Origin of the sequence: Castellaniella sp., from assembly GCF_041677825.1 — a bacterium.
GTDB lineage: Bacteria > Pseudomonadota > Gammaproteobacteria > Burkholderiales > Burkholderiaceae_B > Castellaniella.
In genome coordinates, this window is the sequence record NZ_JBAYPG010000006.1 from 75,501 (window position 1) to 101,399 (window position 25,899).

Genomic DNA, 25,899 nt, shown 5'->3' on the forward strand with positions numbered 1-25,899 from the left:
CCGCAGGCCCTGAACTGGCGCGCCCGCCAGGAATCGAACCTGGATCAGAAGCTTCGGAGACTCCTATTCTATCCATTGAACTACGGGCGCCCTGCGCTGCTGCAGAAGCAGCGCATGCCGACTCCACGAGCCGACAGGAGCAACATTGTAGCGTGATTGCCGGCGCCACGCCGCAGCCCCTGCAAGTGCAGGGCCCTGTCGCTATAATCGTTGCTTCAGGCATGAAATCAGTTGCTGTGCTGCAAGCCGGCGGCCGACCACCCAGGAACCCGACATGAGTCACCCAGAACATCCCTCTGCCATCAAGTCACCGCTGCGGCTGCTGATCACCATCATCCTGGCGTTCCTCATCCCCATTGCGATCATCATCATCATGACCAACGTGCTCAGTCCGGTGATCCGTTCCGGGGCCGAGCCCGATCCCTATGCCATCGAGCAGGTCGCCAGCCGCATTCAGCCCGTGGCCGGCTTCAAACTGGTCGATGCCGACGCGCCTGTCAGCTACAAGACCGGCCAGCAGGTATTCGAATCCACCTGCTCGGCCTGTCATGGCAGCGGCGTGGCGGGGGCGCCCAAGTTCGGCGATGCCGGCGACTGGGGCAAATACATACAGCAAGGCTTCGACAGCCTGCTCAAGAACGCCATCGATGGCATCGGTGCCATGCCGCCACGGGGTGGCAATGCCGCCCTGTCCGACTTCGAAGTGGCCCGGGCCGTGGTCTACATGACCAACCATTCAGGGGCCGACTTCCCCGAACCCGCCGAGCCTGATGCAGACGGCGCCACCAGCGAAGGCCCGGCGCCCGACACGGCGGCGCAGGCCACGGCGCCCGAGGGCGATGCCGAACAACAGGCCCAGGCTGCTGCAGCCGAAACCGCTGCCGAGGATACTGCCGCTGGCGCAGAAACCGCCGCAACGACCCAGGCGGCCGCCGCCAGGCCCGCCTCCGAAATGAGTGTCGGTGAAAAGCTCTATCAGCAAATCTGCATCACCTGTCACGACACGGGTCTGGCTGGCGCGCCCAAATTCGGCGACCCGCAGGCCTGGGCACCCTATATCGAGACAGGGCTGGATGCGATGCTCAACAATGCCATTTCCGGCGTCGGGGCCATGCCGCCACGCGGCGGCTCACAGGCCAGCGATGAAGAACTCAAGGCGGCAATCGAATACATGATCGCGGCAGCCCAGTAACCCCGGATCTGGCGGGCCGCCCAGCCTGCACGCCGCCGCACGTGCGCGAGCAGCCCTGATATCCCGGGGTCTTGCGCTGTCCGGCCCCCCGCCCGGCCCAATGGCCGGGCGGTGTGCATTCTGGCCACGAATCAGGGTTTACCCCTAGACTTAACCTAGGGTTTTCCCTATAATGAACTCCATTCAAATCTAAAGCTTCTGAAGCAGGAGTTCATCATGCATGCCAATACCCCACATCTCCAGATGTCCGACGCCCTCGAACGCGCCTATGGCAATTTTGCCCTCGATGCAACCCGGCCCCTGTGCCTGAAAAGCGGCCTGAGGAAGGTCGGTGCCTCATTGTGGCACGCCGGCAAGGCCGCTGGACGCTTCCTGGGTGACGCCATCAATGCACAGGCAGAGGCCCGGGCTCGCGACATGCGCTACAGCCGCACCCCCTGGTAAAAGCCGGATTCTCTGGCCCGGCCTCGGGCCGTCAGAATGAGGCTCTGCGCTGCAAGCCACCTGAAACAGGGCTTGCAGCGTTATTTTTTCAGCAACTGCCTGAGCCGGGCCAGGGTCGCCTGCGGGTCGGCAACGGCCACGGGCCGTTCGGGCTGCAACCCCATTTCTGCGATGAAGCGTGAGGGTTCGCACAGGACTTCGTCACGCCCGCGTCGGCGCCGACGGCACCAGCTGATCTGGAGTGTACGCTGGGCACGGGTCATGCCTACGTACATCAGGCGCCGCTCCTCCTCGAGACGCGACTGGTACGACGCATCGGCGCCGGGTTCGGTACCGCCGTCTTCTTCATTGCCACGATGCGGAAGCAGGCCCTCTTCGACGCCCACCAGATACACGTGCGGAAACTCCAGCCCCTTGGCCGCATGCAGGGTGGACAGCTTCACCGCATCGGGCGTCTCTTCATCCGAGCGTTCAAGCAGCGTGACCAGTGCGACCCGCTGCACCAGCTCGACCAGCGTCAAGCCCTCTTCATCGGCCTTGCGGACCAGCCATTCACGCAGTTCCAGCACGTGCCCCCAGCGCGTGCGTGCCTGCCGATCATCCAGCATGTCATACAGATACGCCTCATAGCCAATGGCCTGCAGCACGTCATCGAGCAGTTTCGCAGCCGCCTCACCGAGGCGCGCGCAGAAGCCCTGCACCAGTTGCACGAACTGGCCCAGCGCAAGTGCCTGGCGCGCGGTCGGGAAGGCCTCGGCGGGCAAGTGCAGGGCTGCGGCAAACAGCGAGCAGCCTTGACGCGCAGCCTCGCTGCCCAGGATGGCCAGAGTGCTCTGACCAATGCCGCGGCGCGGCGTACTGACGGCCCGAATGAACGCCGGATCTTCATCCACATTGGCGATCAGGCGCAACCAGGCCATGATGTCGCGGACCTCGGTCTTGTCGAAGAAACTTTGCCCGCCCGACACGGTGTAGGGAATGCGCAGGGCGCGCAGGGCCTGCTCGAGGATGCGCGCCTGGTGATTGCTGCGATAGAGCACCGCAAAATCCTTCCAGTGCGCCGCACGCCCGAACCGCTCGGCCGAAAGCCGCATCGCCACGGACTCGGCCTCGAGCTGATCGGTATCCATGGCCATCAGGCCGATGGGTGCCCCCGCGCCCAGATCGGACCACAGGGTCTTCTCGAAGTGCCGGGGATTGTGAGCAATGACACGATTGGCCGCCTGGAGAATGGTCTGCACCGACCGATAATTCTGCTCGAGCTTGATGACCCGCAGATCCGGGTAGTCGCGTGCCAGCTGAACCAGGTTCTCGCTGGTCGCGCCACGCCAGGCATAAATGGCCTGATCATCATCGCCCACTGCAGTGAACCGGGCCCGACTGCCGATCAGGTGCCTGAGCAGCTCGTACTGGCAGGTACTGGTATCCTGATATTCATCCACCAGCAGGTAATGGATGCGGGCCTGCCAGCGCGCCCTCATGTCGGTATCCTCGCCCAGCAACCGCGCCGGCCGATAGATCAGGTCATCGAAGTCCACGGACTGCCAGGCCTGCAGGGTCGCCTGGTAGCTTCGATAGACGCGCAAGGCCTCGGCCTGCCCCATGTCGCTTGCCCGTGCAGCGGCTTCGTCAGGCCCCAGAAGGGCATTCTTCCACAGCGAGATCTGTTGCTGTACGGCCCGCAGTCTGGCCCGGTCGGTCGTATCGAGCACATTCTGGACGATCGCCAGGGCATCGGCAGCATCCAGCACCGAGAAACCCGGTTTGAGCCCTGCCGGGCCATGCTCCTCGCGCAGAAATCTCAGGCCCAGTGAATGGAATGTGCCGACGGTGAGCCCTCGCAGCAGTCGCGCGCCAACCTGGGCGCGCACCCGTTCATTCATTTCGCGGGCCGCCTTGTTGGTGAAGGTCAGCGCCACCACGTGGCGCGCCTGGTAGCCGCATTCGCCCAGCAGGTAAGCCATTTTCCGGGTGATCACCCGGGTCTTTCCACTGCCCGCCCCGGCGAGCACCAGGCACGGCCCATCGAGATGGCGCACCGCCTCGCGTTGCCGCTCATTGAGGCCGCCCGGTGCGTCCTGCACCACAGTATCACGATCCATCGTCTCTCAGATCTCCAGTGGATCGATTTCTACCCCCCAGCGTACGCCCGAGCGTGCTCTGGACAGCGCATGGGCATGCGGCAGCAGGGCCTGCAGCAAACGATGCAGGCAAGGCCGGTGGTCCGCCTCGAGCAGCATCTGCGCCCGTTCGACGCGGTCGACCCGCATGATGCGCAGCGGCACGGCATCCAGCACCCGTACGCCCCCTGCACCGGGCAGTTCCAGAGCCTGCGCCCGCAATACCAGCAGGAAATCGAGCGCATCCTGCAGGTGACGGGCCCGTGCCGTGAGCAAGGCCTGGTGCGACCATGGGGGCAAGGCCAGTTCGCGGCGCTCTTCCAGTGTCAGCGCAGCAAAACCGGCATAGTCGTGAGCCACCAGAGACTGATAGACCGATTGCTGCGGATAGTCCGTCTGCACCAGCACGCGCCCACCCAGGCCATGCCGTCCGGCCCGCCCTGCCACCTGCATCAACTGTGCAAACAGGCGTTCGGGTGCCCGAAAGTCCTGGGCAAACAGCATGCTGTCCGAATTGAGAACCGTCACCAGGGCCAGGCGCGCAAAATCATGCCCTTTGGACACCATTTGAGTACCGACCAGAATATCCGCGGCGCCCGCATGAACCTGGGAAAACAGCGCTTCGGCACTGCCTTTGCGCCGGGTCGCATCGGCATCGATGCGCAGGATGCGAGCGCCCGGAAAACGCTCGGCCAGGAAGGTTTCGACGCGCTGCGTACCACTGCCCAGCGGCTGCAGGTCCTGATCGCCACACGCCGGACAGGCGTGCGGTACAGCCCTGCTGGCCCCACAATGATGGCACTGCAGTACGGCCCCCCGGCCGCCATCGCGCCGGTGCAGGACCATGTGCACCGAGCAGCGCTGACAGTCGCTGACCCAGGCACATGAGGGGCAGCGCAGCACAGGGGCATAGCCGCGCCGGTTGATGAAAACCAGGCTCTGCAAGCCGGACTGCAGCGTATCTTCGAGGGCCTGCAGGGCCACCGGTGAAAGGCCATGCTCCAGGGGTGCGCGACGCGTGTCGAGCAACTCGATCGTCGGCAGATCACGGCTGCGCGCGCGCTGCGGCAACGACAGCAACTGATAGCGCCCCTGCCGGGCGTGCAGCCAGCTTTCCAGAGACGGTGTCGCCGAACCCAGCACCACCGGGATGCCCAGATCATGGCCACGCCAGACCGCCAGATCCCGTGCCGAATAGCGCAAACCCTCCTGCTGCCGGTAGGAGGCATCGTGTTCTTCGTCGACGACGATCAGCCCGAGGCGCGGCAACGGGGTGAACAGCGCCAGCCGCGTGCCCAGGACAATATCCGCCTGCCCCCGCGACGCGCGCAGCCAGGCACGCAGCCGCTCGCCTTCGGACAGCCTGCTGTGCAGGACGGCCAGCGTCTGGCCCGGCAGAAGGCGCGCCCGTACCAGCTGCTCGAGTTGCGGCGTGAGATTGATTTCAGGCACCAGAATCAGAACCTGCTGGCCATGCGCCAGGCACAGGGCGGCCATGCGCAGATAAAGCTCGGTCTTGCCGCTGCCGGTGATGCCATGCAGAAGCGCGACCCGGGCCGCATCGCCATGGCCGGCGCATGCTGCCAGCATGGCCTGCAGAATGTTCAGGGCACGTGCCTGCGCCTCCGTGAGCACAGGCGTCTGGCCGGCCGGTGCGCCCAAGGGCACCGGCGGCGCGTCATTCTGGCCGGGGCTGGTTGCATCCCGTGGCGCCTTGCGGGCGCGCGGTCGACGATCTGCCCGTGCAACAGGCCCCCCCGAAGCCCGTGGCCCAGTGTACGCGGCTGGCCTGCGCAGGCTGGCCGGCAGTACGGGCAACAGGACTTCGCCGGGCGGACGGTGGTAATACGCCGCGGCAAACCGTGCCAGCCGCATCCAGTCGGCCGGCATGGGAGGCAGGTCATCGAGGACGGCTTCGATGGCATGCACGCGTGCAGGGTCGATGCCGGGGCGTTCGCGCACCTCGCAGACCATGCCCACCAGATGACGGTGTGCGAAGCGCACACGCACCCGAACCCCGGGGGAGACGATGTCATGGTGCGAGTAATCGAACAGCCCCGGCAAAGGTACATCGAGCGCCACGGCCAGATAGACCCGCGGTGACACGCCGCACTGGGATGCGCGTGCTGGATCCCCGGGCGCGCTCGCAGGCTGGGCACAGCCCGATTGCCCTGTATCGGCCCCTGATCCGCCTGGTGCTTCGTTCATGCGGCCGGCCAGTACGGCATGGCGCGCGGGAAAATCGATGACCGGATGCCCCCCGCCTGTGGATAACTTTGTGTAAAACTGCGGTACAAAGCCTGCCGAATAAAAGTCAATAGTCTGGCCATGCTGTGGAAACCTGGCAAATAGTGGCAAATATCATTTTTAAACAATGGCTTAATGAATTAACCAAGAATCCACTTCGTTCAATCCATGCAAACCCTGACATCACCCCAATTGTGCATAAGCACACCACCGGTACGGAATATGTGCAGCCCCGACAGCCGCCCATGCGCGGGCAATGCACCTGGCTGGCCTCGTGCACTGCAGCACAGTGCAGCACGATCATGGCACCCAATGAACCGGCCGCGCGGTTGCACGACCATGTATCCGGCTCAGTGATAGGCCGGGCTGGCCTGACCCACCGCATCGACCAGTATCGAAACCGCGTCGGGCGGCGTGTGTTGTGAAATGCCATGCCCCAGATTGAAGACATGCCCGCCACCGGCCACTGCACCGAAATCGGACAGCACCCGATCCACCTCGGCCCGGATGGCCCGTTCGCCCCCGAACAAAGCCATGGGATCCAGATTGCCCTGCAAGGCAACCGCATCACCTGTGCACCGGCGGGCCCGCGCAAGACTGACCGTCCAGTCTACACCCAGTGCATCCGCGCCACAGCGTGCGAGATCTTCAAGCCACAGGCCGCCCCCCTTGGTGAACACGATGGCCGGAATGCGCTGGCCTTCATGCTCGCGCGGCAGGCCTGCCAGAATGCGCTGCATGTAGTTCAGCGAGAATTCCTGGAAGAGGCCATGGGCCAGCACCCCACCCCAGCTGTCGAAGATCATGATCGCCTGGGCACCCGCCCGGATCTGTTCGTGCAGATAGACCTGCACCGCACGGGCATTGATGTCGAGCACCTGGTGCAGCAGGTCGGGGCGCTGGTACATGAGGGTCTTGATGCGGCGATAATCGGTGCCACCGGCGCCTTCGATCATGTAGCAGGCCAGCGTGAACGGGCTGCCTGCGAAACCGATCAGGGGCACGGCACCGGCCAGTTCGCGACGCACCAGGGAGACGGCGTCGAAAACATAGCGCAGATGCGCCATGTCGGGTACCTGCAGACGCCGGATTGCGGCTTCCGACTGCAGGGGATGTTCAAATTGCGGGCCTTCACCGGCCACGAACTGCAGCCCCAGCCCCATGGCATCCGGAATGGTCAGGATATCGGAGAACAGGATCGCGGCATCCAGTGCAAACCGCCGCAGGGGTTGCAAGGTGACCTCGCAGGCCAGTTCGGGGTTCTGTGCGAGCGCCATGAACGACCCTGCCTGTGCCCGCGTACGGCGGTATTCTTCCAGATAGCGGCCAGCCTGCCGCATCATCCACAAGGGCGTCCGAGGTACCGGCTGACGCAGCAGGGCACGCAGGAAAAGATCATTCTTGAGCGGAGACACGTTGCGATCCTGTAATGAAGCAAAGGCCACGGATACGGTGGCCGCCCAGATTTTACCAGCCTGTGCACCTGACCCGGGCCGACCGGGCCCGCACACGGCATCAGGTGCCGTTCCGGTAGGGCGCCGGGTCGATTTCGTGCTTGCGCATCAATGCCCAGAACGCGCGGCGATGCTTCTGGGCCATGCGGGCGGCCATGGTGACGTTGCCGCTGTATCTGCCCAGTGCGGCACAGATATAGGCCCGCTCGAAGCGGGCAATGATGTGCCCCTTGGCCGCCCGGAACGATTCGTTCGACGTGGCCCGCTGCATGGCCAGGGCAACCGCATAGGCTTCGAGCTCGCTGCCTGAACGTTCGAGGATGGACGCACACAGATCGGCCTCGGTGATGGCCTGCCTGACGGGCTGGCCCGTACTGGCTGGCTGGGACGCGCGCAAGGCCAGGCCCTGCACGCCATAGACCGGATCACTTTCGGCCACCCCCAGCGGGCGCAGCCGCCGCAGCGCGTGTTCGATACGCGCCCGCAATTCTTCGGGGCAGAATGGCGGGCGCGAAAAATCGCTGACCCCGAGCGTGAGCAGATCGCGCACCGCCTGGGCCCGCAGATCTGCCGCATAGACCAGGACGACAGCCGGCAGCCGCCCGATGCGACCGGCCAAAGCAGTGCGCCACACCCCCAGGCTGCGCTCATCCACGTGCACCAGGGCGGCATCATAGCGCCCGTGGGCCAGAGCGGGATCGGCCAGACGGGCTTCGGCACAGGCATGGCCGGGCTGGCCCGGCCTGTCACGGACCTGCAGAGGATGCAGGACCAGCCGGCCACCCGCGTGGGTACCGCGGCAGGTGTCGACCCAGTGATCCTGCTCGAGCGCCAGCAGGGCGCAGTCAAGTCGCTCACGCATGATGAGGTCTCCTTGTATCGGGTTGTATCATGCGTGCAGAGTAGCCATTCGAGTGCGGCTGTCACATTCGCAAACATACGGCAGGGATAACCCCGAATGCATGCTGGCGCCCCGGGTCCGGCCCTCGCGGACGGGTTCCGGGTCAGACCGTTTCATGGACCCCGGGCGCACGCACATCCACGGGTACATCCACGGGTACATCCACGGGTACATCCACGGGTACATCCACGGGTACATCCGCGGGTACATCCACGGGTACATCCACGGGTACATCCGCGGACACATCGACGGACACATCCACGGGTACATCCACGGGTACATCCGCGGACACATCCGCAGACACATCCGCAGACACATCCGCAGACACATCCGCGGGCACATGCAGGCCGATGATCATCCAGCCCGCCTCTGGCTCCAGGCTCCGATCCAGCGTGAAGGGACGTGCATATCCCTTCGGATTGAGGGCGAACAGTGGAATGACGGCACCTGCATCGCTGCCCTTGCGATATTGGTTGAAGCCGAAGGTCTCGGACAGGCGGGTGGCCTTGATCTGCGCCCCGGCCGACAACAGGGCCGACAGTGTCCAGTACCCCAACTCTGGGGCAAACAGGGTACGACCTCGATACTCGGGGGTCAGCGCATGCTTCTCGGCCGTATCGGGCCCCCTGGAGCGCGGCAGGCTGAAGACCCGTTTCTTGCCATATTCGTCACGGCCGCGTACGGCAATCAGCTGGTTCACGTGATCGCGCATGCCCAGGGCCAGCAAACGGCCCAGCCCCGTGGTATCGAGATTGTGCCGTGCATGCTCGGACACGGGCATGCCGTGGTACGTGGGCAGGCCCAGCATGCGGGCCTTGGACAGGCTGTACCAGTCGCTGTCACAGAGCCGCACGGGAATCTTCTGCTCGTGCAGGGCAAGACCGATGGCGCGCGCCACGGGATTGGCACCGGCAATCAGGAACCCGACCCGTTCGGGCTCGGCCACCCCGAGCAGGCGCGCCACAGGACGGGCCGTCAGACTCTGCCAGACCACGGTGACGATGATCAGCAGAAAGGTCATGGGCAGCAATCGATCGCCGTAGGGCACCGAAATGGCCTCCAGGCGCAGGGCGAACAGGGCTGAAACAGCCGCGGCCACGATGCCCCGCGGCGCGATCCAGGCCAGCAGGCTGCGCTCGCGCCAATTGAGCGCCGAACCCCAGGTCGAGAACGCCACCTTGAGCGGACGCCCCACCCACAGCATGACCGCCAGCACCCCCAGCGCCGGCCAGCCCAGTTCGAGCATGCGATCGGGCGCCACGCGGGCAGCCAGCAGAATGAACAGGGCCGACAGCAGGATCTGGCTGAGCGTTTCCTTGAACTCGAGGATGTCGTCGAGCGGAATGCCGGGCCGATTGGCCAGCCAGATCCCCATGATGGTCACCGTCAGCAGGCCGGACTCGTGCTGCAGCATGTTGGAAAGCGAAAATGCAGCAAAGACGCTGGCCAGAACCGTCAGATTGAGCAGGGCATCGGGCACCCAGCCCCTGCGCAGCAAGGTGGACAGCAGGCTGCCGGCGATGACGCCCAGCACCAGGCCGGTGACCAGCGTGATGCTGAAATCCCACAAGGCAAAGCCCCAGTCCTGCGTCATGCGCAAGGCCACCACCAGATCGTAGGCCAGCACCGCCAGCAATGCACCAATGGGATCGATCAGGATGCCTTCCCAGCGCAGGGCATGGGCGACTGGCGCCACGGGCCGAACCGTGCGCAGCAGCGGGGCGATCACCGTGGGCCCGGTGACCACCGTGATCGCCCCGAACAGAATGGCCAGATCGGGTGGAAAATCAAGAAAGAAATGAACCGCCCACGCCGCAACGCCCCAACTGATCAGCGTGCCCACGCCAACCAGCCGGCGCACGACACGACGCAGACCGCGCAGCTGATGAAATTGCAGGGTCAGGCTGCCTTCGAACAGAATCACGGCCACCGACAGGGACACCAGAGGAAAGAGCAGGTCGCCGAACAGCGCATCGGGATCGAGCCAGCCCGCCACCGGACCCACTGCAATACCCGCAAGCAGCAGAAACAGGATGGCGGGCACACCGACCCGCCAGGCCAGCCACTGGGCGCCCATCGCCAGCACGCCGATACCAGCCAGTACGAGTTCAGGGTTGTCTATCATCGGATTGTCGGACGGAATCAGGGGAGGGTTCTTGACGCTGGCCACGCGACCGCGCCTGCCACAGCGACTGCCAGCCGTGCGCGCGCCACTGATGCCAGGCCCGCACCAGCCCCCAGGACAGGTGTATCTTTTCCTGCCCTACGGGAATATCGCTGCGCGCCCGCAGCCAGGACGATTTTGCATGGCCCACCCGCTGATCCGGATAGACACTGCGGTGGCCAATGATCAGGTAGGCGGCGATGGCCGCACCCGCTGCATACAGCGTGCCGGTTTCGGCACCAAAGAGCTCGACCCCCATCAGGATGGCGGCCAGAGGCGTATTGGAACACGCCGCGACGACCGACACCAGCCCGACCGCTGCCCCGAGCGCAGGATCGATACCGAACAGAAGCCCCAGGCTGTTGCCGGTCAGCGCGCCAATCACGAATTGTGGCGTGACGATGCCGCCATAGAAGCCGGAGCCCAGCGTGATGGCCACCAGCAGCGTTTTCCAGAAAAAACCGCTGCCCGCGACGCTGCCGCCTGCCAGGGCCTGATCCATGAGCGGCAGGCTCAACCCCAGATAATCCGTGGGCACCTGCAGCGTGACCAGCAGGGCCAGGACCACACCACCGGCCACCGGCATCAAGGGCGGCCAGATTGACCAGCGCGCCTGCACCCGCAGGCAGAAGCGGCGTACGGCCTGAACCATATCCACGAAAAACCGCGACACCAGACCGCACAGAATGCCGATCAGCAAGGTACGCAGGAACAGAGGTTCGGAAAACGGCCCCCGGACGGCGAGGGCATAGTCTTCGTAGGGAATGTCCAGGGCCTTGCTGACCTGGAACGCGGTGACCCCGGCAATCAGCGCAGGGAACAGGAAATCATGGCGGATGCGCCCGATCACCAGCATTTCGACCCCGTAGATCGCCCCCCCGATCGGCGTGCCGAACACACTGGCAAAACCGGCGCTGACGCCACAGGCGACGATGCGATGGCGCAGTTCGACATTGAGGCGGAACACCTGGCCCAGCCAGGCGCCCAGCGTGGCCCCCAGGTGTGAGCACGGCCCTTCCTTGCCCGCCGAGCCCCCGCTCGCCAGCGTGATGATCGCCGCCAGCGGCTTGATCCAGAAAATGCGCCAGGGCATGCGCCCGCCCTGCTCGTTGACGGCCGCAAAGATGGAATCACGCAGGCCCGCTGCCTGCTGGCAGCGCAGGCTCCAGCCCATGAGCAGGCCATTGGCCAGCCCTGCGGCCGGCAATAGCAGCCAGTAGGACCACAACGGCATGGATTGTGTCCGGCCCGTCATGAAGAACAGGGCGTGCAGGAAGGCGCTGGCCCCGGCCCCCACGACCAGGCCGGTGAGCGAGGCCAGTATCAGCCACTGCACCACCGTGGCCAACATGACGGTTGGCTCGAGAAGATCGATGCGGGGCATGAGAAAGTATAGCTCAGGGTGATTACGGGGTTGCCTTGAGACAGGCGGCTGTTACCATCTGTATATTCCACGGATTCAACAAGGAAACCCATCATGCGCAAGACCCACTGGCTCGCTGCGGCCATCGTGGCCATGGCGGCTGTGGCCGTCACACCGGCCCATGCAGCCACCCAATTCATCAATATCCTCACCGGCGGCCAAAGCGGCGTGTATTACCCATTGGGGGTCGCACTCTCGCAAATCTACAGCAAGCATATTCCCGATGCAAAATCCACGGCACAGGTCACCAAGGCTTCGGCCGAAAACATGAACCTGCTCGAGGCCGGTCGTGGCGAACTGGCCTTTGCGCTGGCCGACACGGTGGCCGACGCCTATACCGGCAACGCCGAAGCCGGCTTCAAGGCCCCGCTCACCAAGCTGCGCGGCATGACGGGCACCTACAACAACTACATCCAGATCGTGGCCAATGCCGATTCGGGCATCAAGACCCTGGCCGACCTCAAGGGCAAGCGCATCTCGGTGGGGGCGGCCCGTTCGGGCACCGAACTCAACGCCCGGGCCGTGCTCAAGGCCGCCGGCCTGAGCTACGACGACTTCTCCAAGGTCGAATACCTGCCGTTCGGCGAATCGGTCGAACTCATGAAAAATCGTCAACTCGATGTCACGCTGCAATCGGCCGGCCTGGGGGTGGCCTCCATCCGCGATCTGGCCACGTCCGTGAGCATCGTCATCGTGCCGATTCCGGTCGACGTGATCGAAAAAATCGGCAACGCCGCCTATCAGCCCGCCACGATCCCGGCCGACACCTACGAGGGTCAGACCACGGCCACACCCACCGTCGCGGTGCCCAACTTCCTGATCACGGCCGAAACCGTACCCGATGATCTGGTCTACGAAATGACCAAGGTCTTCTACGAACAGCTCGATACACTCAAGGCTGCGCACAATGCAGCCAAGGCCATCGATATCAAGAACGCCCTCAAGGGCATGCCCGTCCCGGTCCACCCGGGGGCGGAACGCTACTTCAAGGAAGTCGGCCTGATCCAGTGATCGGGCGCACGCCCGTCATCGCAGACTGCAGGCGGTCCGGCACCTCACAGGCCGGGCCGCCTCTGCGTGGAACCCCATGAGCGAATCTCACGACCTCCTGACCCGGCCCCTGCCACGCGCCATCTTCTGGGTCGCCGTGGTGTTCTCGGCATTCCAGATCTGGACGGCCGCCTACAGCCCGCTGTCCAGTCAGGTGATCCGCTCCATCCACGTGGGGTTCGTGCTGCTCATGATCTTCACGCTTTTTTCGCAGGGCCGCAGCCCATGGCGCGTGGGCCTGGGCTGGCTCCTCGGTCTCATCGGCTTCGTCACCAGTTTCTACCACTGGATCTTCGAAGCCGACCTCACCGCCCGGGCGGGCCAGATGACCGATGCCGACATGGTGGTGGGCATCCTCACCATCGTTCTGGTGTTCGAGGCCACCCGCCGCATGATGGGCTGGGCCCTGCCCATCATCTGCGGCCTCTTCCTCGCCTATGGCCTGTTTGGCCAGTACCTGCCCGATCCGCTCATGCACCGGGGCTACGGTCTGGACCAGATCGTCAGCACCATGAGTTTCGGGGTAGAAGGGATCTACGGCACGCCCACCTATGTGTCGTCCACCTATATCTACCTCTTCATCCTGTTCGGCGCGTTCCTGGAACAGGCCGGCATGATCACGCTGTTCAGCGACTTCGCCATGGGGCTCGTGGGGCATACGCGCGGCGGGCCGGCAAAGGTGTCGGTGGTCAGCTCGGGGCTGATGGGCACCATCAACGGTTCGGGCGTGGCCAACGTCGTCACCACGGGGCAGTTCACCATCCCGCTCATGAAGCGCTTTGGCTATTCACCGGCTTTCGCCGGCGGGGTCGAGGCCACCTCCAGCATGGGCGGGCAGATCATGCCGCCCGTCATGGGGGCGGTGGCGTTCATCATGGCCGAAACGCTCAACATTGCCTATGTCGAAGTCATCAAGGCCGCCATCATCCCTGCCGTTCTGTACTTTGCGACTGCATTCTGGACCGTGCACCTCGAAGCAGGCCGCCGGGGCCTGCATGGTCTGGCAAAAGAAGATTGCCCCAATCCGTGGCGAGCCCTGCGCCTGCGCTGGTACTTGCTGCTGCCCTTGATCGGGCTGGTCGCCCTGCTGTTTTCGGGTTACACACCGTTGTTCTCGGGCACGATCGGTCTGGGCCTGACCGTCATCCTGATCTTTGGCGCTGCGGTCATCCAGGGTGCTCGCCCGCTGGTGCTGCGCTATCTGTTCTGGTTCTTGATGGGGGTGGCCTGCGCAGGGTTCGTGCGCTTCGGCGTCACCGACTTTTTTGTGATCATTGCCGTACTGGCCATGATCCTGCTGTTGCGCCGTCATGGCCGCGAAGCACTGCGCCTGTCACTCAATGCACTGGCCGAGGGCGCGCGCAACGCGCTGTCGGTGGCCATCGCCTGCGCTCTGGTCGGGGTGATCATCGGCATCATCAACCTGACCGGCGTGGCGGCGGCCTTTGGCGGCGAGGTCATCGCCATTGGCGAGAACAACCTGCTGCTGGCCCTGTTCCTGACCATGATCACCTGTCTGGTGCTGGGCATGGGCATTCCCACCATCCCCAATTACATCATCACCAGTTCGCTCGCCGCCCCCATCCTGCTCAATCTCGGGGTGCCCCTGATCATCTCGCACATGTTCGTGTTCTATTTCGGCATCATGGCCGACCTGACACCCCCTGTCGCGCTGGCGGCCTTTGCAGCCGCCCCGATTGCCCGGGAAGACGGCCTGAAGATCAGCATCCAGGCCCTCAGGGTGGCCGTGGCCGGCTTCGTGGTGCCCTATATGGCGGTTTACACACCCGCCCTGATGCTCCAGGGTGGCGGGCCACTGGACGTGATCTACGTGATCTTCAAGGCCTTGCTGGCCATCGGCCTTTGGGGGGCGGGGGTCACCGGCTTTCTGCTCATGCGGCTCAATCCCCTGGAGCGCCTCTATGCGGTGCTGGCAGCTGCTCTGCTGGTGGCTGCACTGCCGATCAGCGATGAACTGGGCTTCGCCGCGTGCGCGCTGTTCCTGGTCTGGCACACGCTGGGCTGGCGCCGGCACAGGCAACCCGCGCAGGTGGCCTGATGCTGCTGGCCCTGGGCGCCTGCCTGACCCTGGCCGCACAGCCTGATCTGCCACCGCGCTACCTGCCTGGCGAGCACTTCACGCTGGCCTGGACCCATTCGATCGAAAAGCAGCGCTGGGAAGAAGACTACCGCATCGAACGCAACCCGCACGGACAGATCATGCTGATCCCCGGTCAGGCACGGATCCGCGGCTCCGGCGCCGGCATGGAGCCCCCCGCCGATGCGCAGTTGCTGGCCAACGGCTGGTATGCCTATCAGCCGCATACGGCCCCCCTGCAGGCCCTGCGGCTGACCCGCTCGCACTTCGTGCCCGATTACGACTGGTGCGTTCACGGCCAGTGCCGGCCACTGCGGGCACTCATGCCTTCGGACGGCGGCGTGACCGTACTGCGGCCCTGCGAAGCACCGCGCTGAAACTCGGTATCATCTTTCATTTGTTGCGCTTCATCTGTCACGCGTATTGTCCGCATGAGACACCCTGTCAACGGCACGCCTGATCCCGGTCCGGCGGCCCAACCCGCAATGGCCTGCTGGCTGGCCGAGGCCATCCGGCTGCACGAGGCCTACCAAGGGCCCCTGGATGACGCCCAGGCCAGCCGGGTGGCCTGCGCACAGGCCGACGACCTGCCAGGCCGCATCCTGTGGCGGGCCCACTGCCTGGCATCCGACAGCGGTCTGCGACAACACCTGCAGCACTGGGCACACGGCGCCCGCTGGGCCATGATCCTGCTGCTGGCCATGGCCTGCGCCACCGGCGCCGGCACGGCGGCCACCGTACTGGCGCAACAGGGCGGCCGCATCAACCTCGCGCTGGCGCTCACCGGTCTGCTCGGGCTGCATCTCCTGACGTACGCTCTGTGGCTGCTCAGCCGGCTGCCGGCGCTGTCCGGTGGTCACGGCCTCGCCTCACTGTGGCTCTGGCTGACCCGCCGCCTGGCGCGTGGCCCGGACGCGGCCCTGGCCGGCCAGGCCCTGCTCTCGCTGCTGGGCCGGGCCCGCGCCACCGCCGCAGCCATGGGGCTGATCAGTCATGCGCTGTGGTGTGCGGTGTTTCTGGGCATGCTGTCTACGCTCGTGCTTTTGCTCAGCACACGCCAATACCGCTTTCACTGGGAGACCACGCTGCTCTCGCCGGGGGCATTCACCCACCTGACCCATTGGCTGGGCGCGCTGCCCGCCTGGTTCGGATTTCCCATACCCTCCGCCGCAGGCATCGCAGCCAGCCTGAACGATGCCGCCGCATCCGCCACCGTGCAGGCAGACTGGTCGCTCTGGCTGGTCGGGTGCGTGCTCACGTGGGGCCTGTTGCCGCGCGTGCTCGCCCTGTTGGCCTGTGCGGTCGAATTGCGCCACCGCCTGCGCAGGCTGCGCATCGATCCGACCCTGCCGGGCTGGGTCGAGCTGCGCGAGCGCCTGGCCCCACGGCATGAGTCCCTGGGCACCGATCAGCCGGCCCCGACCCGCGCAGCACATCGGGCATCGAGGCCTCTGACCGATCCACTGAGTGGCAATACGGCCATACTGGCGCATGAACTGGGGCCCGATCTCGTCTGGCCGCCGCCCGGTCTGTCGGCAGGCATCCAGAATCTGGGCCGCAGCGATGACCGTGACGATCGCCAGCGCGTGCGCCACCTCCTGGATCCCCCGCCGGCGCGGCTGGTGCTTTTCTGCGATGCCCGCCTGACACCCGATCGGGGCACCCTCCACTGGTTCGAGGAACTTCACACCCTGTGCCCGGGCCTGCAGGTGACCTGTCTGGGTGGCGCCACGCCGGCGCGTCTGGCCATCTGGCAGCAGGCGCTGGCCGACCGGGGCATCCCCATGCTGGCGGACCCGTCGTCGCCGCTCAACGCCGCGGGGGGCCCAATGCATGACTGAACCGATCAAAGCCGTGGACCTGGCCGTTGTCGGACACACCAACACCGGCAAGACCTCACTGCTGCGCACCTTGTTGCGTGATGAACACTTCGGTGCCGTGGCGGACCAGCCCGGCACGACACGTCAGGTCGAAAGCGCCCGGCTGCTGGATGACCGGGGCCAGGCCCTGATGATCCTGCGCGACACCCCGGGGCTCGAGGACGCCATGGGCGCACTGGACTATCTGGATGCGCTGGTGCCGGCTGGTTCACGGCCCGATGGCCCCGAACGCATCCGCATGCTTCTCGAGAGCGCCCGGGCCCAGGACAGGTTCGAGCAGGAATGCCGCGTGCTGCGGGCCGTTCTGCAGGCCGACGCCGCACTCTATGTCATCGATGCACGGGATCCCGTCTTGCCCAAGCATCGCGACGAACTGGCCCTGCTGGCCATGTGCGGCCGCCCCCTGCTGCCCGTGCTCAATTTCACCCACACGTCGCAGGCTGATCCGACGGCCTGGCGCACCGCGCTGGCCCGACAGGGCCTGCACGTCAGCGTGGATTTCGACACGGTCGTGCCACCCGTGGATGGCGAAGCACACCTGCTGCAGCGCCTGGGCCTGCTGCTCGAGCGCCACGACACCACGCTGCAACGCCTGCAGGCACACCTGCAGGCCGAACAGGCTCAGCGCCGGCATGACGCATTGCACCTGATCGCCGAACTGCTGGTCGACAGCGCGGCCCTGCGCGTGTCCTGCACGGATGAACCCGCCGCCGTGGCCGCAGCCAGCCGTGCCTTGCGCCAGCAGGTCCGCAGCCGCGAGCAGCGCTGTGTGGACGCAATGCTGAAGCGGTACCAGTTCAGCAGAGCTGCATTTCCGCACCACGAACTGCCGCTCGAGGGCGAGCGTTGGGGGATGGATCTCTTTCATCCGCAGGCGTTGCGCCAGTTTGGCATTCAGGTCGGCAAAGGGCTGGCCACGGGCGCCATGGCCGGCGCCACCGTGGACGTCCTGACCGGCGGATTGAGCCTGGGTGCGGCCACATTGCTTGGCGCGGCCCTGGGCGGCACGTGGCAGGGCGCCGGGCAATGGGGCAGGCGGCTGGTGTCCCGGCTGTCAGGGCGGCGCGAGATGACCGTGGATGACCCTGTTCTGCAGCTGCTGGCGATCCGGCAACTGGCCCTGCTGCGGGCACTGGAGCGGCGTGGCCATGCAGCCACCCAGGCCATCGGATCCGAAACAGCCGGGGCTGCGGGCACCGCAGTGGCGCCCGACCTTGCCGAACCCCCGCAAGAGTCACGAGCAGCGGCACCCACGCTGCCTGCGCCAGCCGGGGATCTGCTGAAGGAAGCCCGCAGCCAGCCCGCCTGGTGTGCAATCGCGGGCCCCGCAGCGCCAGACGAGCGGCGCGATGCCGTGATCACCGCCCTGGTGCAGGCGCTGCAGGCCGACCTGTGATCGCGCGCAAGGCCCAGCCCGGCAGGCCGCAGCCCCGATAGCCCCGCTGCGCAATGCCAACCCGGGCCGGCACCGGATCACCAGCCTGGCATCACCAGATGGGGGCCGGTTCCCAAGTCACGTCCTCGCCCTCTTCGCGCGCCAGACGCAACATCGCCAACAGCGGCCAGGCGCGCCGGCGCATGCCCACCGGGCGTGAAATCGGATGCTCGGCAGAATCATCGTGGTCATCATCCGGATCGTCATGGCTGACATCGGCAGCCATCAGGCTTTCGATCCCTGCGATGGCGGCATCCAACTGCGCCCGGGTGATCACCCCGCGCTCGGGGAGCCCCGGCGTATCGAATACCTTGCCGGCCGCCTGCAGGATAGGCCGGGCGTGCTGGGCGAACATGAGCACCTCGGCGGCCGATTTCGACTGAAACACAACAAGCATGGTGATTTCCCGCAATGGACATATCCATACACTAACCCATCGCCCGCAGGCTGCCAAGATGAACAATCAGACCGTAATGGATCCCATCTCGCCAACAGCCCGGCCGTCAGGCCACCCAGGACATGCCCCACCCTGTTTCAGCATATGCGTCCCGGCTTGCATGCGTCATTCGACGGTGCCGCCAGCGCCTGGCGCGCGGCCGGATTGCGCGCTGCACCCTGCTGTCTGCCCTGGCCCTGATGCCCATGGCCGTGCAGGCCGCATTGACCTGTCAGGCGCCCGCCATACAGGCCCCGTGCGGGGCCAGCAGCCCACTGGGGCCGGCACACGAACCGGGTCCGGATTCCGGCCTCGGCAATCCCATCCACCTGCCCAGTGGCGAGAAATTCCTGCGCGAAATCGATGTGCCGCAGCCGACGTATGCCGGCCATCCGTCCTGGGTGCGGCTGTATCGCGCCGGGCGCCTGAATGACGGGCCATTGGGGCGCGGCTGGCAGCACGAGTACGATATCCGGCTGCACGCGCTCACCGACGGCTGGCGCCTCGATTTCCCTGATGGGCGCAGCCTGCGCTTCGACCCCGACGGCCGGGCCACCGGGCCGGCAGCCAGCGGCTGGCTGGATCTTGCCGACCCCGAACAGCCGCAATGGCACAATGCCTCCGCCATGGATCCCGAAGGCAGGGCACGCCATCTGGTGTTCGATCATCGTGGGCGCCTGAAGGCAATTGGCGGATCTGCCGGCCCACGCCTGCAGCTCGAATACCACAGCACGCAACCCGGTCCGGCCTCCAGCGATGCCGCACTGGAGGGCCTTCTGAAACGGGTAGGCAACCCGGCCGGGGCCCTCTTGCTGAATTACCGGATCATCGATGGCGCCGCCCGTCTGGTTGCCCTGGACACACCGCTGGGCCGTTTTTCATACACCTACGTCGGCCAGCCCGTGCGCCTGAAAGAGATCCAGCGCCCCGATGGCATGCGGCGCATCCTGCACTACGAGGCCCCGCTGCAGGCGGGGCAGCGCCGTCTGATCACCGGCATCAGCCTGCAACAGGCCGATGGCCGGGCCCTGCGCGTGCGCACGTGGGGTTATGACCCGGCAGGCCGTGTGGTGCAGGCCATCGCCGGCGAGCACGGTACGACCAGCCCGCTCAGGCTTCATTATGAGGCGCCTGAACGCCATCCCCCGGAAGGCACTGATCCTGGCCTTGGTCCTGGTCCTGGTCCTGGTCCTGTCACCCCGCCCGCACCCGCGACGCGCACGAGCCTCGAGGCGGGTTCGGCCCGGGCCGTGCTGCGCCACAGCGTGCGCGCCGGGCGCCCCACCCTGCAATATGCCCAGGGCCAGGCCTGCCCGATCTGCCCCACGTACGAGACCGTCTTCGAACACGACACACAGGGCCGGCTGGCACGCATCGGTGACCTGACGCTGGGCCGCGACCGGCGCGACCAGCTGCGCAGCCTGCGCCAGGCCTCTGGTGGCTGGCCCGGCCTGCAACTGCATCATGATGCCAAGGGCCTGCGCCACACATGGGCCAGCGTGCTCACCGGGCAGACCCGCCTGCACCATGACGCCGCTGGCCGTTTGCAACGCGTCGAATGGGCCGACGGCCGGCGCATGACCGTATTGCACGACGACACGCACCGGCCCACCCGGCTGCGCTATTCCGATCGCGAGGCACAGGCTGTGGACATCCATATCCAATGGCGCGGGCCATGGCCCGAACGCCTCGTGCACCCCATGGAAACCGAGGTGCTGGCACGCGACCAGCAGGGGCGGGTGCGTGTTCACCAGGTGCAGCGCCCCCTGCAGGGCAGCAGCACGCTGAGCTACCAGGAGCGCTTCGAACATGATGCCCGCGGCCGGCTGATGCGCCACGAACTGCCCGAAGGCGGCGTGCTTCATTACCGCTGGTCAGATCCAGCCACCTTGCGCAGCCTGAGCTGGGAAGACCCGCAAGGCCGCATTCATCCAGTCCTTGACACCCTCCCCGGCCTGGCCGGCTACCGCTACGGCAACGGCCTGCACCTGCAGGGGCGTGCCAATGGCGATGGCCAGGCCAGCCAGCTGGTGCTGTCGCGTGGTGACACGCCCTTGTGGGGCCAGCAGCTGGCCCTCGATCGCAAGGGTCGCATCACCCGGCATGGCCAATGGCACAAGCCGGGCGGGTTGCTGTTCGATCGTCATTACCCGCATGACGCACAGGATCGGCAAATCGGGCAATTCGAGGCCACGAAACGGCAGTGGTGGGCCTGGCGCCCGGACGGCAGCCTGCTGGCCCGGGCCGAGAACGGACGCACCACACCATTGCCGGCGATCATGCGCAACCCTGCGGGCCTGCCCCTGTCCATCGGTACGCGTTCATTGCGGTACAACACTCAGGGGCGCCTCGCCGAGGTGCGCCAGAACGGCCAACTGATCGCACGCCATGACTACAACGCCCGCGGTCACCAGATCCGCAGCCGGTATGCCGGCATGCACATCGAGCGCTATTATCTGGACAACCGTCTCGTCGGCCTGTGGCGGTATCCGGCGGACGCACCGCGGCCAGGCACATTCGGGATCAGCCAGCGCTATCTCTACGCCAATCAGGTGCCGGTCGGCCTTCTGCAGACGGATGCACAGGGCCGCACACGCCTGTATTTCATCCATGCCGATCTGCAGGGCACCCCCGTACGCATTACAGACGAGCACGGCGCAGTGCGCTGGCAGGCCGTGCATGACGGCTTCGGCCAGATCCTCCAGATGACGGGGGATCTGCAATTCCCTCTGCGCCGCCCGGGCCAGGTCGAAGACCCGGCCACCGGCTGGTACGACAACGTCTTTCGCACCTATCTGCCCGAGCGCGGCCATTATCTCGAGCCAGACCCGCTGGGTCCGCTCCCCGGGCAGCAGGCCCTGGGCCATGGCGCCCAGCAGTTTCTGCGCCATGCCGATCCGCTGGGGCTGATACTGCTGGCCTTTGACGGCACCCGGCAGAACGCGGCCGCCGGCAGCAACGTCTGGAAGCTGGCCCAGATCTACGCCGACGGGGCGGCGTACTATCATGCCGGCCCCGGCCGGGCCGGCTACCTCACCTGGGATGCCGTCACCGCCGCCAGCAGCCAGCAGATCCTGAAGAATCAATGGCAATCCCTGCTGAATGCCATGGAAACTGCCCGTGGCCTGCCGACCCCGCTGCCCATCGACATTCTGGGGTTTTCGCGCGGCGCAGCCCTGGCGCGCGAATTCGCCAACCGCATTGCCCGCAATACACAAGGGGGCTGGTTCTCCTACGACGACCCACTGCGTGGCACCATCGGCCTGTGCGTCGATCTGCGCTTCATGGGCCTGTTCGACACCGTCGCACAATTCGGCCTGTTGGGCTCGGCCAATGCCGGCTACGACCTGAGCATCGCAGGGGCCTGGCAATGGGTGGCCCATGCGGTCGCCACACACGAATACCGCGTGCTGTTTCCGCTGGTTTCGGTGCGCGACAGCGCCGCCGGGCACACCATCGAAGCGCCGTTCATCGGCGCGCACTCGGACATCGGCGGCGGCCTGTTCAGCGATCTGCCGGCATCCACCGATACCAGGGGCGACCTGTCCGACGTGGCCCTGAACTGGATGGTCTGGCAGGCCCTGGCGGCCGAGGTCCCACTGGCTGCGCTGTCAGCCGATGACCGCAATGTCAGCCAGCCGCTGCTGCACGACGAACGCGCCCCGCTGCTGCGCGGCCTGGCGCCCGGCGACCGCTTGATCCAGGATTCGGCGACCCGCTCGCTGGGCCTGCAAGGCACCGACCCGGTGCTGGGTCAGGCCCAGCGCCAGCTCTTCGAGGCTTTCATCGAACGCATCGATCAATCCGGCCAGGCCGGCAATGTGGTCGGTCAGGTCGACATGCAGGCCTATGCACGCTGGCTGCAGGCCCAATGGGGCTTGCCTGCACCTCTGGCCCAGCCACAGCCGCTTTGAAATCAGGCTATCATTTCGGGAGTCTTTCATGCACGGATACCATGCTGGATCAGCAACACGCCCAACTCATCGCCTTGTTTCACCAGGCCCTCGCCACGGTGCTGCCCGGCGTAGACGCAGACATCGCGCTCGAGCGTCCCAAGGTGGCCGCCCATGGCGATGTGGCCTGCAATGTCGCCATGCAACTGGCCCGCCTGGCGCAGCGCAAGCCGCGCGAACTCGCGCAGGGCATCGTCAGCGCGCTGGTGGCTCTCGACGGCGCCCGGGCGCTGATCGCCCACGCCGAGGTTGCCGGGCCCGGTTTCATCAACCTCCGCCTCAGCGCCGCAGCGCATCAGGCCGTGCTGGCAGAAATCGCCACACAGGGCACCTCGTTTGGCCACCGGCAGCCCCAGCCTGTCCGCATGCTGATCGAGTTCGTCTCGGCCAATCCCACTGGCCCGCTGCACGTGGGCCACGCACGCCAGGCGGCCCTGGGTGATTCGCTGTGCCGGCTGTTCGCAACCCAGGGGGTGCAGGTCACGCGCGAGTTCTACTATAACGATGCCGGCAATCAGATCCATAATCTGGCCGTCAGTGTACAGGCGCGTGCGCGTGGCCTGCAGCCCGAAGACCCCGGCTATCCCGCAGACGGCTACCGGGGCGAGTACATCGCCGATATCGCCCGCGCCTATCTGGCGCAAGGCACCGCACAGGCCAGCGACGGCACGCCCGTGCAGGCCAGCGGCGATGCAGATGATCTCGAAGCCATCCGCCGGTTCGCCGTGGCCAGCCTGCGCCACGAGCAGGATCTCGACTTGCAGGCCTTCGGTCTGCAATTCGACCACTACTATCTCGAAAGCTCACTCTATGCCGATGGCCGTGTCGAACAGACCGTCCAGGCGCTGATCGATGCCGGGCACACTTACGAGCACGAAGGCGCGCTCTGGCTGCGCACGACAGAACTCGGCACCGGAGACGACAAAGACCGGGTGATGCGCAAGTCCGATGGCAGCTACACGTATTTCGTGCCGGATGTCGCCTACCACGTCACCAAATGGGAACGCGGGTACCGACGCGCGATCAACATCCAGGGCAGCGACCATCACGGCACCGTGGCCCGGGTGCGGGCCGGCCTGCAGGGCCTGGGCCTGGGCATCCCGGCGGATTATCCAGCCTACGTGCTGCACAAGATGGTGCGCGTCATGCGCGACGGCGCCGAAGTCAAGATTTCCAAGCGCGCCGGCAGCTATGTCACGCTGCGCGACCTGATCGACTGGGTCGGGCGCGATGCCGTGCGGTTTTTCCTCGCCATGCGCCGCGCCGATGCCGAATTCGTCTTCGATATCGATCTTGCGCTATCGCACAGCGAAGAAAACCCGGTGTACTACATCCAGTATGCCCACGCCCGCATCCATTCGCTGCTGCGCCAGAACGCAGCGGCAAGCCGCCAGCAGGCCGACCTCAGCCGTCTTGTGTCGACGACCGAAATCACCCTTCTGAAACGCCTGGCCGAATATCCGGGGGTACTGACCCAGGCCGCCAATGAACTCGCCCCACACCAGCTGGCCTTCTGGCTGCGCGACTGCGCCGCCGACTTTCATGCCTGGTACAACGCCGAACGCATCCTGGTCGACGAGGCCCCGCTGGCCGCCGCACGGCTGGAACTGGCCCGATCCACGGCCCAGGTCATTGCCAATGGCCTGGGCCTGCTCGGCGTCAGTGCGCCGGAGCACATGTAGGCCATGGCGCGCAAAAAGAAATCCTCACCCCGCTCGGCCAACTGGCTCCTGCTCGTCGTGGGCATGGTGCTGGGCGTGGGGGCGGCCGTGGCCGTGGCGCTGTTCGTGACCCAGGCCCCCATGCCCTTCAAGGACAAGGCCAGCCGCAATCCGCCCGGTACACTCCTGCCGGACGTGGCCAATGCGCCCGATCCGAACATTGCCCTGTACGGCAAGAACGGGCCGGCGGGCAGCCGCAGCACTGCCCAGGGTGGCAGCGGGCTGGGCACACCCGCCCCCGATGGCCAGAGCACTGGGCCCGATGGCATCAGCAGCCTGATTGCAGGCCTGGGCAACCGCAGCGGCAATGATTCTGCGCCTGGCACCGATGCAACGCCCGGGCCCGCCGATGCCCGCCCGGCAGAACGCCGGCTGCCGCCACCGCCTCCGCCGCCCCCTGCGCCCGCAGGCGGCACGGCCGCCGGCACGCAGACCACGTATTATCTGCAAACGGGCGCCTTCCGTTCCGAAAACGAGGCCGAAACCATGCTGGCTCGCGTGGTGCTGCTCGGTTTCCCGGTGCGCATCGAAGCCGGCACCGCCAACGATGCCCCCATCCATCGTGTCCGCGTGGGCCCCTTCAAGGGCATCGACGAAATGAACCGCGCCCGCAGCCGCCTGGGCAACGAGAACATCGAATCGGCTGTCGTCCGGCCGTGACTGCAGCCAGGCCAGGTGCCGATCCTTCATTCATACTCTTGCAGGAATCCAGACCATGAAAGCCCTACTTTTCCGCATCGCAGCCACCGTCACGCTGGGCCTCAGTGCCCTGGCCCTGTCGCCGGCACACGCCGCCACCTTCGACACCCTGGATCCCGTCCAGCCCTCGGACACCCCGGGCAAGGTCGAAGTGCTCGAGTTCTTCTCATACTCGTGCCCCCACTGCGCCCGCATCGAACCCCTGCTCGAGACCTGGACAGCCACCCTGCCCGACAACGTGGTCTTCAAGGGGGTTCCGGTTGCCTTCAATGCCGGCATGCAGGATCTGCAGAAGCTGTTCTATGCCCTCGAGGCCATCGATCGCATGGACCTGCATGCCGCAGCCTTCAAGGCGATTCACGAAGAGCGCAAGCAGATCTTCAGCGCCGATGACATCATCGACTGGGTCGCGGCCCACGGGGTGGATCGCGATACGTTCGCGGACGTGTTCAATTCGTTCGGGGTGCAGGCCAAGATCCGGCGCGCAGACGAGCTGACCAAATCCTACAGGATCGACGGGACGCCGTCATTGGCCATTGCAGGCCGCTACGTGACGTCACCGTCTCACACGGGCAGCTACCAGGGCGCAGTCGATGAAGCCGACCGCCTCCTGAAGGAAGTTCTGGCCGGCTCCTGAGCCCGCCCTGATCGAGACCCCGCCCCGATACAGGATCCTGATGCG

18 protein-coding genes and 1 tRNA gene are annotated in these 25,899 nt (G+C 65.9%); 11 read left to right on the plus strand and 8 right to left on the minus strand.

Going from position 1 to position 25,899, the window contains the following annotated elements; genetic code table 11:
• Positions 1-15: 15 nt before the first annotated feature.
• Positions 16-90, minus strand: a tRNA-Arg gene (locus WCY17_RS04390).
• Positions 91-274: 184 nt separating this feature from the next.
• Here WCY17_RS04390 and WCY17_RS04395 point away from each other — a divergent pair.
• Both WCY17_RS04395 and WCY17_RS04400 read left to right on the plus strand, forming a co-directional pair.
• Positions 275-1,192, plus strand: a complete 918-nt coding sequence (locus WCY17_RS04395) for a cytochrome c5 family protein (RefSeq protein WP_372700953.1) — start codon at positions 275-277, stop codon at positions 1,190-1,192.
• Positions 1,193-1,408: 216 nt separating this feature from the next.
• A complete protein-coding gene (locus WCY17_RS04400; protein ID WP_372700954.1) occupies positions 1,409-1,636 on the plus strand; it encodes a hypothetical protein in 228 nt (75 codons plus the stop codon).
• A gap of 80 nt (positions 1,637-1,716) precedes the next feature.
• On the opposite strand, the gene WCY17_RS04405 is transcribed toward WCY17_RS04400, so the two are convergent.
• From WCY17_RS04405 to WCY17_RS04430, 6 genes are all read right to left on the minus strand, one after another.
• On the minus strand, positions 1,717-3,738 hold the full coding sequence (locus tag WCY17_RS04405; protein ID WP_372700955.1) for a UvrD-helicase domain-containing protein: 2,022 nt from the start codon (positions 3,736-3,738) through the stop codon (positions 1,717-1,719).
• Between the two features lie 6 nt (positions 3,739-3,744).
• Positions 3,745-5,964 carry a primosomal protein N' gene (locus WCY17_RS04410; RefSeq protein ID WP_372700956.1) on the minus strand — a complete coding sequence of 740 codons (2,220 nt, stop codon included), beginning with the start codon at positions 5,962-5,964 and terminating at the stop codon, positions 3,745-3,747.
• A gap of 389 nt (positions 5,965-6,353) precedes the next feature.
• Positions 6,354-7,418, minus strand: a complete 1,065-nt coding sequence (gene hemE, locus WCY17_RS04415) for a uroporphyrinogen decarboxylase (protein WP_372700957.1) — start codon at positions 7,416-7,418, stop codon at positions 6,354-6,356.
• A gap of 100 nt (positions 7,419-7,518) precedes the next feature.
• A complete protein-coding gene (locus tag WCY17_RS04420; protein ID WP_372700958.1) occupies positions 7,519-8,319 on the minus strand; it encodes a hypothetical protein in 801 nt (266 codons plus the stop codon).
• A gap of 142 nt (positions 8,320-8,461) precedes the next feature.
• Positions 8,462-10,528 (minus strand): cation:proton antiporter, encoded by a 2,067-nt coding sequence (locus tag WCY17_RS04425; protein ID WP_372700959.1) that lies wholly within the window; start codon positions 10,526-10,528, stop codon positions 8,462-8,464.
• A complete protein-coding gene (locus tag WCY17_RS04430) occupies positions 10,467-11,906 on the minus strand; it encodes a chloride channel protein (RefSeq protein WP_372700960.1) in 1,440 nt (479 codons plus the stop codon). Before WCY17_RS04430 ends, WCY17_RS04425 begins: the two co-directional genes overlap by 62 nt.
• Positions 11,907-11,999: 93 nt before the next feature.
• Between WCY17_RS04430 and WCY17_RS04435 the strand changes: the two genes are divergently transcribed.
• The 5 genes from WCY17_RS04435 (at position 12,000) to WCY17_RS04455 (ending at position 18,369) form a co-directional block, all read left to right on the plus strand.
• Entirely contained in the window at positions 12,000-12,956 is a 957-nt protein-coding gene (locus WCY17_RS04435) for a TAXI family TRAP transporter solute-binding subunit (RefSeq protein ID WP_372700961.1), read from the plus strand.
• A gap of 76 nt (positions 12,957-13,032) precedes the next feature.
• A complete protein-coding gene (locus tag WCY17_RS04440) occupies positions 13,033-15,054 on the plus strand; it encodes a TRAP transporter permease (RefSeq protein ID WP_372700962.1) in 2,022 nt (673 codons plus the stop codon).
• Entirely contained in the window at positions 15,054-15,470 is a 417-nt protein-coding gene (locus WCY17_RS04445; RefSeq protein ID WP_372700963.1) for a DUF1850 domain-containing protein, read from the plus strand. Before WCY17_RS04440 ends, WCY17_RS04445 begins: the two co-directional genes overlap by 1 nt.
• Positions 15,471-15,524: 54 nt before the next feature.
• Positions 15,525-16,934, plus strand: a complete 1,410-nt coding sequence (locus WCY17_RS04450) for a DUF2868 domain-containing protein (protein WP_372700964.1) — start codon at positions 15,525-15,527, stop codon at positions 16,932-16,934.
• Positions 16,927-18,369, plus strand: coding sequence for a GTPase/DUF3482 domain-containing protein (locus WCY17_RS04455; protein ID WP_372700965.1), 1,443 nt, complete (start codon positions 16,927-16,929; stop codon positions 18,367-18,369). The genes WCY17_RS04450 and WCY17_RS04455 overlap by 8 nt, the downstream gene beginning before the upstream one ends.
• Before the next feature lie 91 nt (positions 18,370-18,460).
• Here WCY17_RS04455 and WCY17_RS04460 read toward each other — a convergent pair whose 3' ends face one another.
• Positions 18,461-18,805, minus strand: a complete 345-nt coding sequence (locus tag WCY17_RS04460; protein ID WP_372700966.1) for a DUF1840 domain-containing protein — start codon at positions 18,803-18,805, stop codon at positions 18,461-18,463.
• Between the two features lie 122 nt (positions 18,806-18,927).
• Between WCY17_RS04460 and WCY17_RS04465 the strand changes: the two genes are divergently transcribed.
• The 4 genes from WCY17_RS04465 to WCY17_RS04480 are packed head-to-tail and all read left to right on the plus strand — an operon-like array spanning position 18,928 to position 25,854.
• Complete coding sequence (locus tag WCY17_RS04465) at positions 18,928-22,758, plus strand: phospholipase effector Tle1 domain-containing protein (protein WP_372700967.1); 3,831 nt, start codon at positions 18,928-18,930, stop codon at positions 22,756-22,758.
• 41 nt (positions 22,759-22,799) lie between these two features.
• A complete protein-coding gene (argS, locus tag WCY17_RS04470; protein WP_372700968.1) occupies positions 22,800-24,479 on the plus strand; it encodes an arginine--tRNA ligase in 1,680 nt (559 codons plus the stop codon).
• 3 nt (positions 24,480-24,482) lie between these two features.
• Positions 24,483-25,178, plus strand: coding sequence for an SPOR domain-containing protein (locus WCY17_RS04475; protein ID WP_372700969.1), 696 nt, complete (start codon positions 24,483-24,485; stop codon positions 25,176-25,178).
• Between the two features lie 55 nt (positions 25,179-25,233).
• On the plus strand, positions 25,234-25,854 hold the full coding sequence (locus WCY17_RS04480) for a thiol:disulfide interchange protein DsbA/DsbL (RefSeq protein ID WP_372700970.1): 621 nt from the start codon (positions 25,234-25,236) through the stop codon (positions 25,852-25,854).
• The last annotated feature ends 45 nt before the right edge of the window (positions 25,855-25,899 follow it).